The sequence below is a fragment of the Clavibacter sp. VKM Ac-2873 genome (assembly GCF_015351075.1).
GTDB lineage: Bacteria > Actinomycetota > Actinomycetes > Actinomycetales > Microbacteriaceae > Clavibacter.
On record NZ_JADKRS010000002.1, the window covers coordinates 357883 to 371700 of the forward strand.

The following is a 13818-nucleotide window of genomic DNA, read 5'->3' on the forward strand; positions in this document are numbered from 1 at the left end:
TCAGGCCCCGGCCCACGGGATGTAGCCGCCCAGGCTCTGGATCTGCGAGGGGTCGAGCGGGAGCGTGCCGTCGTCGGCGAGCTCGATCTTCCAGTCGCCGTCCTCCCACCGCATGACGATCGGGAAGCTGACGAGGGCGCCGCCCTTGCTCGTGATCGCGGTGGCCACGTCGACGGTCGCCTCGGAGCCCGAATACGCCGAGATCTTGAAGCCGGCGACCTGGAGACGTCCGTCCGAGGACGAGCTGGGGGAAGCGAGCGACTTGGCTGCTGCCGCTTTGCCAGGACCCTGGGCGGCAAGGTCGGCGATGCGCGTCCTCAGTCGTCCGTCGGTCGACTGCCCCATGTAGTTGACGACCGCGTACAGGGCGCCCTTTGCGGTATGCGCGTAGCACGTGCGCAGCCCGCCCGAGTCGGTCCGGCCCGGGCCCGCGCCCTGAGGGTCGTCCGGCACAGCGACCGTGCCGACGAGCTTCCACGTCGTCGCGGGAGCGGTGTCGAGCGAACTCGTCTCCTCGTACCCCGGGAGGCCGCACACGGAAGCGGCGCCCTCCGGCAGCGCGGACGCACTCGGCGACGCGGGCGTCTCCGGCTCCGCGGCAGCGGTCGTATCGCTCGTCGGCGCCGCGGCGGGAGTCCCGCCGCCCGAGAACGCGCCCGTCGCCGCCGCGATGCCACCGGCCACGAGGACGAGGGCGAGGAAGGCCGCGATGGCGATCCAGAGCGGGCGCTTGTGGAAGGGCGTGGCGGGGGTGCTCATGAGGATCCTCTCGGGAGGGCGGGAAGGGGCTGCTGGACTTTCGTGGTGAGGGGCATCTCGCTGATGTGGTCGGCCACGGCGTCACACCCCCGCGAACGGGATGTAGCCCCCGAGGCTCGTGAGCGAGGACGGCTTGATGGGCGGACCGTCCTTGCCGAACACGATCTTCCAGTCGCCGTGCTCCCAGCGGAGGACGACCGGCATGCTGGCCAGCTGAGGGCTGTCGGTCGAGTAGGAGAGCGCGAGGTCGACCGTGACCTCGTCGGCGGAGTACCGGTCGATCTTGAATCCGGCGACCTGCACCCGGGAGCCGTCGGACGCGTCCGGAGCCTTGGCGGTGGGGCCGGCCGACCGCGCCAAGTCCTTGGCATCACCGTCGGCCAGGAGTTCGTAGATGCGCGGGAAGTTGCGGGTGTCGGTGCCCGAGGCGAGGAAGTTGACGCTCGCGAACAGGGCACCGGCCGCCGTGTGCGCGAAGCAGGTGGTGAACCTGCCGCCGTCCTCGATTTCCCCGGGCCCCGTCGTGGTCGTGTCTTGGGGGACGGCGGTGGTGCCGATGATCTCCCACTGCGCTTTCGGAGCGGTGGTGAGCGAGCTCGTCTCCTCGTAACCCGGCAGGCCGCAGACGGAAGCGGCGCCGTCCGGGAGCGCAGGTGCGCTCGTCGAGGTGTCCGCCTCCGTTGCAGCGACCGCGTCGCCCGTCGGCGCCGCGACCGGCGCCCCGCCGCCCGAGAACGCGCCCGTCGCCACCGCGATGCCGCCGCCCACCAGGATCAGCGCGAGGAGCGCGGCGATCGCGATCAGGAGCGTGCGCGTGCGGGCGGGCGTGGCGGGGGTGCTCAACGGGATCCTCTCGGGGAGCGGGCGGCGGGGAAGCGGGAGGTCGCGCTACGCGATGACGAAGCTCACGAGCGACGCGGCGCCGAGGCCGAGGAAGAGGCCGAAGCCGATCTTGATGAGGCGCTCCTGGATCTCGCCGCCCTCGTGCCGGTTGTTGCGGAAGAGCATCGCGCCGGTGGCGATGAGGGAGAGCACCGCGAGGGGCAGGAGCACCCACTTCGCGATGCCGATGATGCGGCCGAACTTCTCGGTCCAGTCGTCGGGGGCCGAGGCCTGGCCGTCGGGCACGTCGATGGCGACGGCGTCCATGGCGTGGTGGATGTGCGCCGACGCCTGGTGGACGGCGTCGAGCGCGAGGAGCGTGGGGGACATGCGGGGGACCTCTCGTGGAAGGGGGGGGATCAGCGGGGGGATGAGGTGAGCTGCAGGTCGGCGAGGAGCCGCTGGTGCTCTCGGCCCATGTCGGCGGGATCCGCGGGGCCGAGGCGCCAGGCGTCGATCCACGGCAGGGTCCACGCGCGCGGGTACCCGCCGGCGACGAGCTGCTCGAGCTGGCGGAGCTCCTTGGGGCGGCGGCCCGGCGCATCGGCCACGAGCACGAGGCCGAGCAGGTCGACGAGGCCGGCGACCTGGCCCGATGCCCACTCGCGGGCGACGCGCTGCGCCGCGAGGAGGCCGGAGTGGTCGGTGCGGGCGACGACGACCACGCGCGAGGCGGGGGATCCGGCAGGCGGCGCGGGCCAGGCGTGGTCGGCGGCGCGGGATCCGGCGGCGAGGCGCGCGAGGGTGGTCTCGCCGGCGCCGCCGTGGGCGCCGACCCACCAGAGGTCGGCGGTCGCGACCTGGGACCGGACGGGCAGCCGGTCGGGGGCTGGGGGCGCGGCGACCGTGGCCGGCTGCGGTGCGCGGGGGCCGCGGAGCCGCTCGCGCCGGGTGAGGGGCGGTGCGTCGGACGCGGGGACGTCGACGACCGCGGGCGCGCCGATGACCCACGGATTGCCGCTGTCGCTCATCCCTCGCCCATCCACCCGTCGGGTCTCGTGCTCGCGGCACGCGTGATCCACCGGGCGGGGGATGTGACACGTCGCTGCACGGTGATGCTGTCAAAGTGCTTGCGCAGACGCAAGTGCTTGATCCTGCTCGCATTTTCCGTGAGACTGTCTCGCCGTCGTCGATCCTGGCGGGCACGACCGCTCGAGCGGGCCGGCTCTCCACACGGGGCGCCCGGCATCTCGACCCGAACGACCCGCACGACGCCCCCTCACCGAGAGCCGCAGATGACCGACGCCCCGACCGTGCCCGCCTTCCCCCGCATCGACGCCACCATCACGCCCACCGTCGGCGGTCGGGCCACCGGTGTCCTCACCGTCAACGGGGTCGCGACGCCGTTCGCGGAGGCCGCCGAGGAGGAGATCCGGCGCGGCATCCTGACGAGCGTGCGCGGCATCGCCGAGCAGATGCAGCGCGCGGTGCGGCTCACGACGCTCGACCGCTACGGATCGCAGGCGCTCGCCGTGGCGGCGGACGGCACGATCGAGGCGCTCAGCGAGCTCGACCGCGCGGAGGCCATCGCGGAGCCGGCGGTCGTTCCCCCGAGCGGCGCCGGGCACGCAGCCCCCGCTGCGCCCATCGCCGCCTCCGCTGCGGCGCCCGTGGCCGGCGCCCACGCGACGCCCGTCCCCGCGGTGGTCGCACCGGTCCCCGTCGCGGTCGCGTCCACGCCCGCCGCCGACGCGGATCCGCCGCTCACCCGCCGCGCCGCCCGCCAGTCCTTCCTCACGCGCGAGGAGGTGGAGGAGCCCGCGTCCCAGGGCATGCGCGGCACCCTCACGCGGCTCGGGATCCGCATGTCGCCGTCCGAGGCGGAGCGCCGCGAGCGCGAGTGGACCCGCCTCGTGAGCCAGCACTGGCCCGGCCCCCGCACCGTCGCGGTGGTCAACGGCAAGGGCGGGGTGGGCAAGACCATGTCCACGATCTGCCTCGCCTCCGTCTTCGCGCGCCACGGCGGCGCGGGTGTCCTCGCCTGGGACAACAACCAGACGCGCGGCACCCTCGGCTGGAGCACGGAGCAGGGGCCGCACGACGCGAGCATCCTCGACCTCCTGCCGCAGGTGGACCGGCTCCTCGGCACGGGCGCGCAGTCCGCCGACCTCGCCCACTTCGTGCACCACCAGACCCGCGACCGCTACGACGTGCTGCGCTCGAAGCCCGAGGTGCTCGCCACCCAGCAGCGCTTCGACGACACCACGGTCGACCTCATCCACGCGGTCGCCGCCAAGTTCTACCGGCTCGTGCTCATCGACTCGGGCAACGACGAGACCGACCCGATGTGGCTGCGCGCCATCGAGCGGGCCGACCAGATCGTGGTGCCGACCATCGGCGAGGCCAAGGCGGCGGAGTCGGCGGCCCTCCTCATCGAGGGGCTCGCGGAGCGCGGCGGCCACTTCGCGGACCTCGCGGAGCGCGCGGTCGTGGTGGTCAGCGCGCACAAGCACGACCTCGCCCCCGCCGAGCTCGCGAAGATCTCCGACGGCTTCGCGCCGCTCGCCCGCGACGTGGTCACGGTGCCCTACGACCCGGCGCTCGGCGCGGACGTCCTCAACTACGGCGCGCTCCGGGCGTCCACGCAGCGGGCCTGGCTCCGCGCGGGGGCGGCCGTGGCCCGGGGCCTCTGATGCAGGCGGGCGTCGTGCGCGGGGCGGCTGCCGTCGCGCTCGCCGCCGCCCTCGCCCTCGGGGCCGCCGGGTGCGCGAGCGTCACCGTGCACGACGACGGGAGCCCCGTGGATCCGGCCCCCTCGTCCGGCGCGGCCACCGCGGACGGCACATCCGGCGGGGACGCCGCGGACGCCGGTCCCTCCTCCCCGGGCGCGACGGACGACGGCGCCGCCGCCGAGCCCGAGCCCACGGCCGATGCCGCCGCGCAGGCGTCGGCGCTGGCCGCGGCCGACAAGGTCATGCGCACCTACGCGCAGCCCGGCATCCCCGAGGCCGAGTGGGAGCGGCAGATGACGCCGCTCCTGTCGCAGCAGGGCGCCGTCGCGTTCGTGCCCACGATCCCGTCGCGGCTCACGGCGCATGCGGTCACCGGCGCCGGCACGGTGATGCCCGCGCCCACCGCGTACGCGCTCATCGTGCGCGTGCCCACCGACGACGGCGACTACGACGTCGCCCTCGTCCGCTCGTCGCCCACGGCTCCGTGGCTGGCGGACGAGATCCAGGCCGTCCGCGACAAGTGAACGGCGGCGGGAAGGGGGTCCTGATCCTCATCGGCACGCCTGCGGCGCTGATGGCGATGGTCGTCTTCCTGGTGCTCTTCGGCTTCGGCGGCGACGACGCGTCCGCCTGCACGACGCAGGGCGCGGCATCCTCGTCGACCGGGCCGCGCACGCCCGTCGACGGCTACGCGGGGGACCAGCTCGACAACGCCGCCGCGATCATGGATGCCGCCGCCGGGCTCGGCCTCTCCCGGCAGGCGCAGGTGCTCGGGGTCATGGCGGCGATGGGCGAGTCGTCGCTCCGCGCCATCGACTACGGGGACAACGCGGTGAACCCGGACGGCTCCATCGCCGACTCGATCGGCCTCTTCCAGCAGCAGTCGTCGTGGGGCACGGTGCAGGAGCGCATGGATCCGACCTCGAGCGCGAAGCTCTTCCTCACCCGGCTGCAGAAGGTGGAGGGGTGGGAGTCGCTCGAGCCGACCCTCGCGATCCACGAGGTGCAGATCAACAAGGACCCGTACCACTACCGGAGGTTCCAGCAGCCGGCCGAGGACGTGGTCGCGCAGCTCTCGGGCGCCGCAGCGGCTCCGACGGCGGTCCCTGCCGCGACGGGCACGCCGGATCCCTCGGCCACCCCCGCGGCCGCCGCGCCCACGGGCGGCTGCTCGGCCGGCGGCACGGTGCTCCCGCTGAAGGCGCCATTCGACCAGACCTCCGGCTACGGGCCTCGCGTGAGCCCGACCGCGGGCGCCTCCTCCTGGCACCCGGCGAACGACTACCAGACGCGCGAGTCGGGGACGGCGTCGGGCCGGTCGGGCTACTCGTGCGGCTCCCCGGTGCTCGCCGCGCAGGCGGGCAGCGTGACGACGGCGGGCGGCTACACGGTGTCGATCCGGTCGGCCGCGGGCTACACGATCAGCTACCTGCACATGTACGCCGAGGACATGGAGGTCCACGTCGGGGACGCGGTGACGCCCGGGCAGGAGATCGGCAAGGTCGGATCGAACGGGCCGTCGACCGGATGCCACCTCGACATCCGCATCGACGTCACGGGATCCACCGACCCGCGCGTCAGCGGGCTGCCGCAGTCGCAGACGCAGGGGGCGCCGGTGAGCGGCTACGTGGATCCCGAGAAGTTCTTCGCCGCGTTCGGCGTGACGCTCTGCGGCGGGGAGTGCCGGCATGCGTCCGAGTGAGGCGGGCCGGGTTGCGATGCACCCGGGTGGACCGGCGATAATTGCCCAGGCGGGTAAATTCGAGCATCCCGCCCCCGATCCGACCGGAGCAGCACCCGCGCATGGCACACGACGACACCTGGGACGCGCTGCCGGCGACCCTGCGGTCGGCGGACCTGCAGCGGATCCTGCAGATCGGGCAGACGACCGTGAGCCTCTGGTTCGCGAAGGGCATCATCCCCGGCTACCGCGTCTCGCACTCGTGGATCGCGTTCCGCTCCGAGGTGCGCGAGTGGCTCGAGTCGACGTCGACCGTGCCGGTGCCGCCGCACGAGCCGTACCCGCATCCGCTCGACGCCTACCCCGACCACCTCACCCACCGCGACCTCATGGAGCTGTTCCAGAAGAGCCGGCCCGCCATCCTCGGCTGGCTGCGCGACGGCGTGATCCCGGCCATGCGCCCGGGCGGCCGCTGGCTGATCGAGAAGGCGGCCATCCGACGGCTCCTCGAGGAGACGAGCAACCAGCGCGCGGACTTCGTGCCGAAGGGCGCCCGCGCGGCGAGCTGACGGGCGCGGTGCGGCTCGGCGGCCCCGGCGCCGGCGGGTGCCCTAGCCTGGCTGCTTCCCGCAGTCGGATCCGCTGGGCGGCCGCTCGTCCGTGCGCCCGGACCGTCCGCCGTTCGGGCTTCATCGATGACGGGGCGTACGGCGACACGGTCGTACGCACGTGCATCGCCTCGGGCTGGCCAGCGGACGCGCGAGGCGGGGATGACGGTTTTTCCATGATGCGGTCAAGGAGGTCGTGATGGGTCTGTTCGATGTGCCGGTGGAGGTGCGCCCGGCGGAGCGTGCGTTGCGCGTGCTGCGGCTGGTGGAGCTGGATTACCTGCGGGAGGTGCGCCGGCTCCTGGATTCCGGGTACGACGAGGTGAAGCTGACCCAGGATCTGGCGGTGTTCCGGCCTGCTGATCTGGATCGCATCGCCGCGGCCCGGGAGGTGCCGGTGCTGGTCGAGGGGTTCTCGGGGGCGACGCCGTATGAGATCTGCGAGCGGTATTCGGTGGGGATGCTCGATCGGGAGCGGCTGGTGGATGAGCTGGTGCGGTTCCCGTACGTCCCGCGCGACGAGGTGGACGGGTACGACGATCTCGTCGTCAACCCGCCGGGGACCTTCGTGGACGTCTCCAGGGCGACCACGAATGACTTGATCGACATCGAGACCTACGGCCAGGTCGTCGAGAGACTCCGCGTCGCCGGAGACTGAACATGCCGGACGACGAACACCTGGATCATCTAGCGACCCTGCGACAGCTCTCGGCCGAGGGTGGGCCAGTCGCCGGGGACGCGCCCACCGCGACGATCAACAACTCGAGATGGTGGGACGGGGGGAAGCCCACCCAGAGCCGTCAAGCGCTCCTCGACAAGCTGGAGAGAGAAGCGGTGTCTGAGGTGCCGGATCTGCGCGCGGAGAGCCGTGCGATCGTTCTGGCAGGGCCGCCCGGTGCAGGCAAGAGCTCCATCCGTGAGCGCGTCCTCGGACCCCGATCCGATCACTTCCTCGTCGTGGATGCGGATGAGTTCAAGGGGCGGCTGTTGCGTGAGGCGGTGGCGGACGGCAGCTACGAGTCCTGGATCAAGCCGGCCGCTGTGCGGGAGCGCGAAGCTGCCGGAGAGCGCTTCCATCCGATGGAGTTGTCGTCGCTCGTCCACGCGGAGTCCGCGGCGATCGCCGACTCCCTGCGTCAGAACGCCATAGCCGCGAGGAAGAACGTGGTCATCGACACGGTCCTGTCGTCAGACACGAAGGCGCGGCAGATCATGGGCGAGCTGGAGCGGGCCGGGTACGACGTCCAGGTCGTCGACGTGGAGGTGCCGCGGGAGGTGTCGGAGGAGCGGATCCGGCAGCGGTGGCAGGAGGGCAACGAGCGCGCGGACAAGGGCGGCGGGCTCGGGGGCCGGTGGGTGCCGAGCGAGTTCGGGGCGTGGGTGTACGGGCAGCCGGACGGGAGTTCGCGGCCGGAGGCGAACGCGCGGATGGTGGCGGTGGAGTCGCCGGCGGTGTCGCGGTACCGGGTGTATCGGACGACGGCCGAGCAGGCGGAGGTGAAGGCGTCGCCGAGACTCGAGACGGACATGTCCCGGGCGACGCGGGGCGGGCCCCTGGTGCCGACGCGGTCCGGGCCGGCGGCCGAGGTACCGCAGGCGCGGCCGCTGCCGGGGATCATGCGGACGGTCGGGCCGGCGAGATCGGCTGGTTCGGGACGTGGAGGGAGAGGCAGATGACGAGGAAGGTGAGCGGTTCATGAGCGCACGCGATGTTCCCGAGGAGGTCGCGCAGGCGGCGCTGGCGTTGTTGCGGTTCCGCCTGGCGGAGCTGGACTACCTGCGGGAGGTGCGGCGGCTGCTGGACGCGGGCCGTCCCGAGGAGGAGCTGGCCCGGCAGCTGCGGGTGTTCCGTCCGGAGGATCTGGACAGGATCCGTGCGGCGCGCGAGGTGAGCCTGCCGCTGGAGGGATTCTCCGGTGCGCTGCCGATGGAGATCTGCGAGCGGTACGCGGTGGGGTTGCTCGATCGGGAGCGGCTGGTGGATGAGCTGGCGAGGTACCCGTATGCGCCTATGGACACGACCGACGGGTGGGACGACCTCATCGTCAATCCGCCAGGGACATGGGCGGACTTCATCCTCGCGATCGACATAGGGCTGGTCGAGGACGCACTCTACGAAGTGGTCTTCAACCGCAAGCACGACGTCGCGAGCTGACGATGCCCGAGGTCCAGGAAGATGACCGGCTTGCGGCGCTGCGCGCGCTCTCGTCGAGAGGCGGCTCGCTGTCTCCTGATTCTCCTCATGCCTCGACCAACAATCCCGACTGGTGGCGTGACGGCGATCCGACTCCCGAGCGTCGGGTGGTCCACAACAGGCTCCTCAGGCAGGAACGGCAAGCGCATCCGGGTGTCCGGCAGGAGAAGCGAGCGCTCTTGTTGGCCGGACCGCCTGGTGCTGGCAAGAGCACGGCACGCGACGCCGTCCTGGGCGGTGACTCCGCCCGATTCAGGTCCATCGACCCCGACCGATTCAAGGAGCTCCTTCTCGCTGAGGCGATCGCGGATGGGAGCTATGAGCGCAGGATCCTCCCAGGGGAGCTGAGTTCCGCGTCGGGCCCGTCGTTCCATCCGATGGAGCTGGCATCGCTGGTGCACGAGGAGTCGTCGTTCCTGGCCAACCGGTTGCGAGATCAGGCGATCGCGGACGGCGACAACGTGGTGATCGACACGGTCTTGGGTTCGGCCGACAAGGCCCGGAGAATCTCGGCGCAGCTGGAGGCTGCCGGGTACGACGTGCAGGTGGTCGATGTGGAGGTGCCGTTCGAGGTGTCCGAGGCGCGGATCCGCCAGCGGTGGTTGGAAGGCAACGAGGCTGCTCGGCGGGGTGAGGGGCTCGGCGGCCGGTGGGTGCCGTCCGACTTCGCGCGGAACGTGTTCGACGGGCCGGGTGGACGGTCGCGGCCGGAGGCGAATGCGCGGATGGTGGCGGTGGAGTCGCCGGCGGTGTCGCGATACCGGGTGTATCGGACGACGGCCGAGCAGGCGGAGGTGAAGGCGTCGCCGGTCCTGGAGACGGACATGTCGCGGGCGACACGGGGCGGGCCCCTGGTGCCGACGCGTCCCGCCGAGGCGGAGGCGCCGCGCGCGAGGCCGCTGCCGGGGATCGCGCGCGCAGGTCGGACGACCCTGGGGCGGACCGGACCGACGCGCGTCGACCGCGGGCGCTAGGCCGTCGCGTCCGCCGCGCGCGCGTACTCGGATCCCGAGCGAGTCCGGAGCACGAGGCCCGCGTCCACGAGGTGGCGGCGGAGGAGCGCGTGGTCGTCGGTGAGGCGCAGCAGGCGCGCGGTGAGGGTCCTCTCGTCGAGCACTTCGTCGGGCTCGAGCACCTGGGTCACGACGTGCCGCAGCAGGGCGTCGAGGTCTGCCGGGGAGGCCGGCCGCTGGGCGATGCGGCCGTCGAGGAGGAAGCGCTCGACGCCCTGGGCCGGCGGCGTCGCGGGCTGCTGGGCGAGGATCGCGCGGAAGACGGCGTCGGGCGCGGATGCGCTGCCGTCGTCCGCGACCACCACCAGCCCCGAGCCGGTGAGCGCCCGCGCGGCCTTCGTGCGACGCGCGGGGGAGAGGTGCGCGAGGGCGTCGTCGAGGCCGGATCCGAGCACGACGCGGGCCTACGCGGCGCGCAGCTCGGCGTCGGCGAGCACCGCGGCGAGGCGGCGCGGGTCGATGTGGTCCATGCCCCCATCCTGCCCGGCGCCTTCCCGCGCGCCGACCGCGCCGATACGGTCGGGACATGACCGCCCTCCGCATCCTCGGCCGTGTCCTCACGCGGGTCATCTACGTGCTCGGGAAGGTCCGCCTCGGCAGCAGCGGGCAGAACCCGGCGAACGGCGACCCCATGGGGTTCGAGAAGCCGCAGCAGTACCGGCCCTGACGCCGCCCAGCACGCACCACGGCCCCGGCTCTCCGAGGAGAGCCGGGGCCGTCGGGTCGCGCGGCGTGGATCAGCTCGCGTCGGAGACCGCCGCGTTGATCGCGGTGGGCGCGTCGTACTCCGTGTCGGCGATGCCGCGGAGCGCGTCGAGGGTGTCGGAGTCGGCGCCCGACTCCTCCGCCTTCGCCACGATCGCGTCCTTGGATGCCGGGTAGTCGAGGCCGCTGAGGTGCTTCTGGAGCTGGATGGGGTCGATGGCCATGGGGTGTCCTCTCGTCGGGTGCGGGCTGCGTCGCCTGCCCGTCGAGTCGACTCCCGAGGTCGAGCAGTGGGCAGGGGGACCGACGAGATCTACGGGGAGCCGTCAGGATCCGCGGGTGCGGTGGGCTGCGCGGGCGCCGCCGTCGCCGTGCCCGCCGGCCGCACGAAGCCGGGATCGGGTGCCGAGGCGCGGATCCGGTCCACCATCGAGCTCGTCGACTGCGACGGGACGTACCCGAGGATCGACACCTCGCCGCCGTACGCGCGCACCACCGCCGTCTCGTCGAGCATCTCGGGCGTGTAGTCGCCGCCCTTCGCGTACACGTCGGGCCGCACCGCCTCGAGCAGCGGGATGGGGGTGTCGGTGTCGAACACGGTGATCACGTCGACGCACGACAGCTCGGCGAGCACGCCCGCGCGGTCCTCGGCGGTGTTCACCGGGCGGTCGGATCCCTTCAGCCGCCGCACGGAGTCGTCGCTGTTGAGCGCGACCACGAGCACGTCGCCGAGGCGCTTGGCCTGGCGGAGGTAGGTGGTGTGGCCGCGGTGCAGCACGTCGAAGCAGCCGTTCGTGAAGACGATCCGGCGGCCCGCCGCGCGCTCTCCCGCGACGAGGCCCACCAGCTCGGCCTGCGACACGGTGCGCGAGCGCGTCTCGCCGAGGTGGTCGGCGAGGGTCGCGGCGGAGCAGACGCTCGTGCCCGGCTGGCGCACGACCACGTCGGCCGCGGCCTGGGCGAAGTCGGCGCTCACCGTCAGCGGGAGGCCGACGGCGCGGGCGAGCGTGAGGGCGGCGACGAACGTGTCGCCCGCGCCGGACGCCTGCTTCTCGGGCACCGGGTGCGCGCGCGTGCGGTACGGCTCGCCCGCGCCGAGCACGACGGTGCCGTCGCGGTCGAGGGTGACGACGGCGGTCGCGGATCCGGATGCAGCGAGCACGGCGTCGGCGAGGGAGGCGACCACGGCCGCGCGGTCCTCGTCGCGCGCGAGCGGCCGATCCACGAGGCGGCCGGCCTCGCCCGCGTTCGGCGTGATGAGGTCGGGCCGGAGCGGCGCCCAGATCGCGGGATCGTGCGCGTCGACCACCGTGAGGCCGGGCCGGCGCTCGCGGGCGGCGAGCGACTCGAGCACCACGCCGTGGAGGGTGCCGGTGCCGTAGTCGGAGACGATCTCGGCGTCCGCGTCGGCCGTGGCCTCGAGGGCGGCGCGGGCGAGGGCGCGCGCGTCGTCGCGGTGGACGGATCCGCGGTGCACGTCGTCGACCCGCACGATCACCTGGTCGTCGCCCACGATCCGCGTCTTGGTGGTGGTGCGCAGGCGCGGCGAGTGCACGAGGCCCGACACGTCGACGCCGGCCGCCAGCAGCAGGTCGCGCACGCGGTCGCCGGCGGCGTCCTGGCCGACGAGGCCGACCATCCTCACGGTGCCGCCGAGGCTCGCGAGGTTGACGGCGGTGTTCGCGGCGCCGCCGAGCGACTGGATCCGCTCGGTCACGTCCACGACGGGCGCCGGCGCCTCGCGGGTCATCCGGTCGCTGTGACCGCGCCACCACTCGTCGAGGATGACGTCGCCGATGACCGTGACGGTGGGGCGGCGCTCGGCGAGCAGGCCGATGATCCCGCGCAGCTCGCTGGTCATCGCGCGTCCCCGGCGTCGAGCACCGGCAGCCCGAGGTGCACGACCGTCGTGGTGCTCATCTCGTCGAGGAGCTCCGGGCCGTAGCCGAAGCCGGATCCGCTGCGGCCGCGGGGCTGCGCGGCGCCGCCGGGTGCGCCGCCGAAGACGCCGTTGACCTTGATCGTGCCGACGGGCAGCTCCGCGGCCGCCCGCTGCGCGTGCTCCATCGAGGCGGTGAGCACGCTCGCGGCGAGCCCGTAGCGGTCGTCGGATGCGCGGGCGAGCGCCTCGTCGAAGTCCGCGACGACCTGCACGGCCGCGACCGGGCCGAACGTCTCGGCCGTCATCACGGTCATGTCGGCGGTGCAGTCGACGAGCACGGTGGCGGGGTAGCGGGATCCGGGGCCGTCGGGCACGCGACCGCCGACGAGCGCGCGGGCGCCCTCGGTCAGCGCCTCGGCGACCTGCTCGTGCACGGCGTCGCGCATGCGCTCGTCGACGAGCGGGCCGAGGTCGCCGGAGGAGTTCCAGCGCTCGGCCTCGGCGACGAGCGCGGCGGTGAAGCGGTCGGCGATGTCGCGGTGCACGTAGATCCGCTCGACCGATGTGCAGATCTGGCCGGCGTTGGCGAAGGATCCGAGGGCGGCCTGCGCGGCGGCCCACGCGGGATCGACGCCGGCGTCGATGAGGAGCGGGTCGTTGCCGCCGTTCTCGCGGATCACGTGGGTGGGGGTGCCCGCGGCGCGGCGCGCGATGGCCTCGCCCGCGGCGGTGGATCCGACGTGCGCGACCACGCGCGTGTCCTCGTGCGCGACGAGCCGGTCGCCGACGTCGCCGCCGCCGACCACGGACACGAGCACGCCGTCGGGCAGGGCCTCGGCGAGGATCCGGCCGAGCAGCTCGCCGGTGTGCGGGCAGCGCTCGCTGGGCTTGTGGATCACGGTGTTGCCCATCACGAGCGCCGCGCCGATGATCCCCGCGGCCACCGCGACGGGATCGTTCCACGGCGTGAGCGCGACCGTGACGCCGCGCGGCCGCGGCACCGAGAAGTCGACGGCCGGGAGCGTGCCGAGCAGGCTCCGCCCGCGGTGCACGGGCCCGAGCTCGGAGTACTGCAGCAGCGTATCGATGCCCGCGCCGACGCCGCCGAGCGCGTCGCCGATCGGCTTGCCGGTCTCGCGGGTGTTCAGCTCGGCGAGCTCCTCCGCGTGCTCGGCGAGCGCGTGGGCGGCCCGGCGCACGGCCTGGCCGCGCTGGGCGGGCGGCGTCGCGGCCCACGCGGCGGACGCCTTCACCGACCTGCGCACCGCTGCCTCGACCTCGTCGGGCGTCGACGCGTCGATGTCGCCCACGGCCGAGCCGTCGCGCGGATCCGTGATCCGCAGCGTCCCGGGTCCGGCCGCGGTGCCCTCGGGATCGATCAGGCCCTCGATGTCGAGTGCGGTGTCGGTGGTCACGGGTCTC

17 protein-coding genes are annotated in these 13818 nt (G+C 73.5%); 9 read left to right on the plus strand and 8 right to left on the minus strand.

Annotated elements, in window-relative coordinates; all coding sequences use genetic code 11:
- The 4 genes from ITJ44_RS09005 to ITJ44_RS09020 all read right to left on the minus strand — a co-directional run bounded on the left by ITJ44_RS09005 (position 1) and on the right by ITJ44_RS09020 (position 2612).
- Positions 1-759: a hypothetical protein gene (locus ITJ44_RS09005; RefSeq protein ID WP_194634727.1), complete on the minus strand. Its 759-nt coding sequence runs from the start codon at positions 757-759 to the stop codon at positions 1-3.
- Between the two features lie 81 nt (positions 760-840).
- Positions 841-1602: a hypothetical protein gene (locus ITJ44_RS09010; RefSeq protein WP_194634729.1), complete on the minus strand. Its 762-nt coding sequence runs from the start codon at positions 1600-1602 to the stop codon at positions 841-843.
- 45 nt (positions 1603-1647) lie between these two features.
- Positions 1648-1971 carry a hypothetical protein gene (locus ITJ44_RS09015; RefSeq protein WP_194634731.1) on the minus strand — a complete coding sequence of 108 codons (324 nt, stop codon included), beginning with the start codon at positions 1969-1971 and terminating at the stop codon, positions 1648-1650.
- A 29-nt stretch (positions 1972-2000) separates the two neighbouring features.
- Entirely contained in the window at positions 2001-2612 is a 612-nt protein-coding gene (locus tag ITJ44_RS09020; protein ID WP_194634733.1) for a DUF6668 family protein, read from the minus strand.
- 264 nt (positions 2613-2876) lie between these two features.
- On the opposite strand from ITJ44_RS09020, the gene ITJ44_RS09025 reads away from it, so the two are divergent.
- The 8 genes from ITJ44_RS09025 to ITJ44_RS09060 all read left to right on the plus strand — a co-directional run bounded on the left by ITJ44_RS09025 (position 2877) and on the right by ITJ44_RS09060 (position 9770).
- Positions 2877-4274 carry an AAA family ATPase gene (locus ITJ44_RS09025; RefSeq protein ID WP_194634735.1) on the plus strand — a complete coding sequence of 466 codons (1398 nt, stop codon included), beginning with the start codon at positions 2877-2879 and terminating at the stop codon, positions 4272-4274.
- Complete coding sequence (locus ITJ44_RS09030; protein WP_194634737.1) at positions 4274-4837, plus strand: hypothetical protein; 564 nt, start codon at positions 4274-4276, stop codon at positions 4835-4837. The genes ITJ44_RS09025 and ITJ44_RS09030 overlap by 1 nt, the downstream gene beginning before the upstream one ends.
- Positions 4834-6015, plus strand: a complete 1182-nt coding sequence (locus ITJ44_RS09035; protein WP_194634739.1) for a M23 family metallopeptidase — start codon at positions 4834-4836, stop codon at positions 6013-6015. Before ITJ44_RS09030 ends, ITJ44_RS09035 begins: the two co-directional genes overlap by 4 nt.
- Positions 6016-6116: 101 nt before the next feature.
- Positions 6117-6563, plus strand: a complete 447-nt coding sequence (locus ITJ44_RS09040) for a helix-turn-helix domain-containing protein (protein WP_228494855.1) — start codon at positions 6117-6119, stop codon at positions 6561-6563.
- 238 nt (positions 6564-6801) lie between these two features.
- Positions 6802-7260: a hypothetical protein gene (locus ITJ44_RS09045; RefSeq protein ID WP_194634743.1), complete on the plus strand. Its 459-nt coding sequence runs from the start codon at positions 6802-6804 to the stop codon at positions 7258-7260.
- Between the two features lie 2 nt (positions 7261-7262).
- Complete coding sequence (locus ITJ44_RS09050; RefSeq protein ID WP_194634744.1) at positions 7263-8279, plus strand: zeta toxin family protein; 1017 nt, start codon at positions 7263-7265, stop codon at positions 8277-8279.
- A 19-nt stretch (positions 8280-8298) separates the two neighbouring features.
- Complete coding sequence (locus ITJ44_RS09055; protein WP_194634746.1) at positions 8299-8757, plus strand: hypothetical protein; 459 nt, start codon at positions 8299-8301, stop codon at positions 8755-8757.
- A gap of 2 nt (positions 8758-8759) precedes the next feature.
- The gene (locus ITJ44_RS09060; protein WP_194634749.1) at positions 8760-9770 is read left to right on the plus strand and encodes a zeta toxin family protein; all 1011 of its coding nucleotides are present in this window, start codon (positions 8760-8762) and stop codon (positions 9768-9770) included.
- Here the strand turns inward: ITJ44_RS09060 and ITJ44_RS09065 are convergent.
- A complete protein-coding gene (locus ITJ44_RS09065; RefSeq protein ID WP_370551660.1) occupies positions 9767-10204 on the minus strand; it encodes a DUF2087 domain-containing protein in 438 nt (145 codons plus the stop codon). The two genes, ITJ44_RS09060 and ITJ44_RS09065, sit on opposite strands and share 4 nt — an antisense overlap.
- A gap of 131 nt (positions 10205-10335) precedes the next feature.
- On the opposite strand from ITJ44_RS09065, the gene ITJ44_RS09070 reads away from it, so the two are divergent.
- Complete coding sequence (locus ITJ44_RS09070; protein ID WP_194634751.1) at positions 10336-10476, plus strand: hypothetical protein; 141 nt, start codon at positions 10336-10338, stop codon at positions 10474-10476.
- Between the two features lie 70 nt (positions 10477-10546).
- Here the strand turns inward: ITJ44_RS09070 and ITJ44_RS09075 are convergent, their stop codons facing one another.
- The 3 genes from ITJ44_RS09075 to ITJ44_RS09085 all read right to left on the minus strand — a co-directional run bounded on the left by ITJ44_RS09075 (position 10547) and on the right by ITJ44_RS09085 (position 13811).
- Positions 10547-10738, minus strand: coding sequence for a DUF2795 domain-containing protein (locus tag ITJ44_RS09075; RefSeq protein ID WP_194634753.1), 192 nt, complete (start codon positions 10736-10738; stop codon positions 10547-10549).
- Positions 10739-10827: 89 nt separating this feature from the next.
- Positions 10828-12375: a D-glycero-beta-D-manno-heptose 1-phosphate adenylyltransferase gene (gene rfaE2, locus ITJ44_RS09080; RefSeq protein ID WP_194634755.1), complete on the minus strand. Its 1548-nt coding sequence runs from the start codon at positions 12373-12375 to the stop codon at positions 10828-10830.
- Positions 12372-13811, minus strand: a complete 1440-nt coding sequence (locus ITJ44_RS09085; protein ID WP_194634757.1) for an aldehyde dehydrogenase family protein — start codon at positions 13809-13811, stop codon at positions 12372-12374. Before ITJ44_RS09085 ends, rfaE2 begins: the two co-directional genes overlap by 4 nt.
- Between the last annotated feature and the right edge of the window lie 7 nt (positions 13812-13818).

What these genes read in the sequence shown, in the direction of transcription:
- ITJ44_RS09005 (WP_194634727.1), bottom strand. Translation starts at nt 759, where the DNA reads ATGAGCACCCCCGCCACGCCCTTCCACAAGCGCCCGCTCTGGATCGCC.
- ITJ44_RS09015 (WP_194634731.1), bottom strand. Translation starts at nt 1,971, where the DNA reads ATGTCCCCCACGCTCCTCGCGCTCGACGCCGTCCACCAGGCGTCGGCG.
- ITJ44_RS09020 (WP_194634733.1), bottom strand. Translation starts at nt 2,612, where the DNA reads ATGAGCGACAGCGGCAATCCGTGGGTCATCGGCGCGCCCGCGGTCGTC.
- ITJ44_RS09025 (WP_194634735.1), top strand. Translation starts at nt 2,877, where the DNA reads ATGACCGACGCCCCGACCGTGCCCGCCTTCCCCCGCATCGACGCCACC.
- ITJ44_RS09030 (WP_194634737.1), top strand. Translation starts at nt 4,274, where the DNA reads ATGCAGGCGGGCGTCGTGCGCGGGGCGGCTGCCGTCGCGCTCGCCGCC.
- ITJ44_RS09040 (WP_228494855.1), top strand. Translation starts at nt 6,117, where the DNA reads ATGGCACACGACGACACCTGGGACGCGCTGCCGGCGACCCTGCGGTCG.
- ITJ44_RS09045 (WP_194634743.1), top strand. Translation starts at nt 6,802, where the DNA reads ATGGGTCTGTTCGATGTGCCGGTGGAGGTGCGCCCGGCGGAGCGTGCG.
- ITJ44_RS09050 (WP_194634744.1), top strand. Translation starts at nt 7,263, where the DNA reads ATGCCGGACGACGAACACCTGGATCATCTAGCGACCCTGCGACAGCTC.
- ITJ44_RS09055 (WP_194634746.1), top strand. Translation starts at nt 8,299, where the DNA reads ATGAGCGCACGCGATGTTCCCGAGGAGGTCGCGCAGGCGGCGCTGGCG.
- ITJ44_RS09060 (WP_194634749.1), top strand. Translation starts at nt 8,760, where the DNA reads ATGCCCGAGGTCCAGGAAGATGACCGGCTTGCGGCGCTGCGCGCGCTC.
- ITJ44_RS09070 (WP_194634751.1), top strand. Translation starts at nt 10,336, where the DNA reads ATGACCGCCCTCCGCATCCTCGGCCGTGTCCTCACGCGGGTCATCTAC.
- ITJ44_RS09075 (WP_194634753.1), bottom strand. Translation starts at nt 10,738, where the DNA reads ATGGCCATCGACCCCATCCAGCTCCAGAAGCACCTCAGCGGCCTCGAC.
- rfaE2 (WP_194634755.1), bottom strand. Translation starts at nt 12,375, where the DNA reads ATGACCAGCGAGCTGCGCGGGATCATCGGCCTGCTCGCCGAGCGCCGC.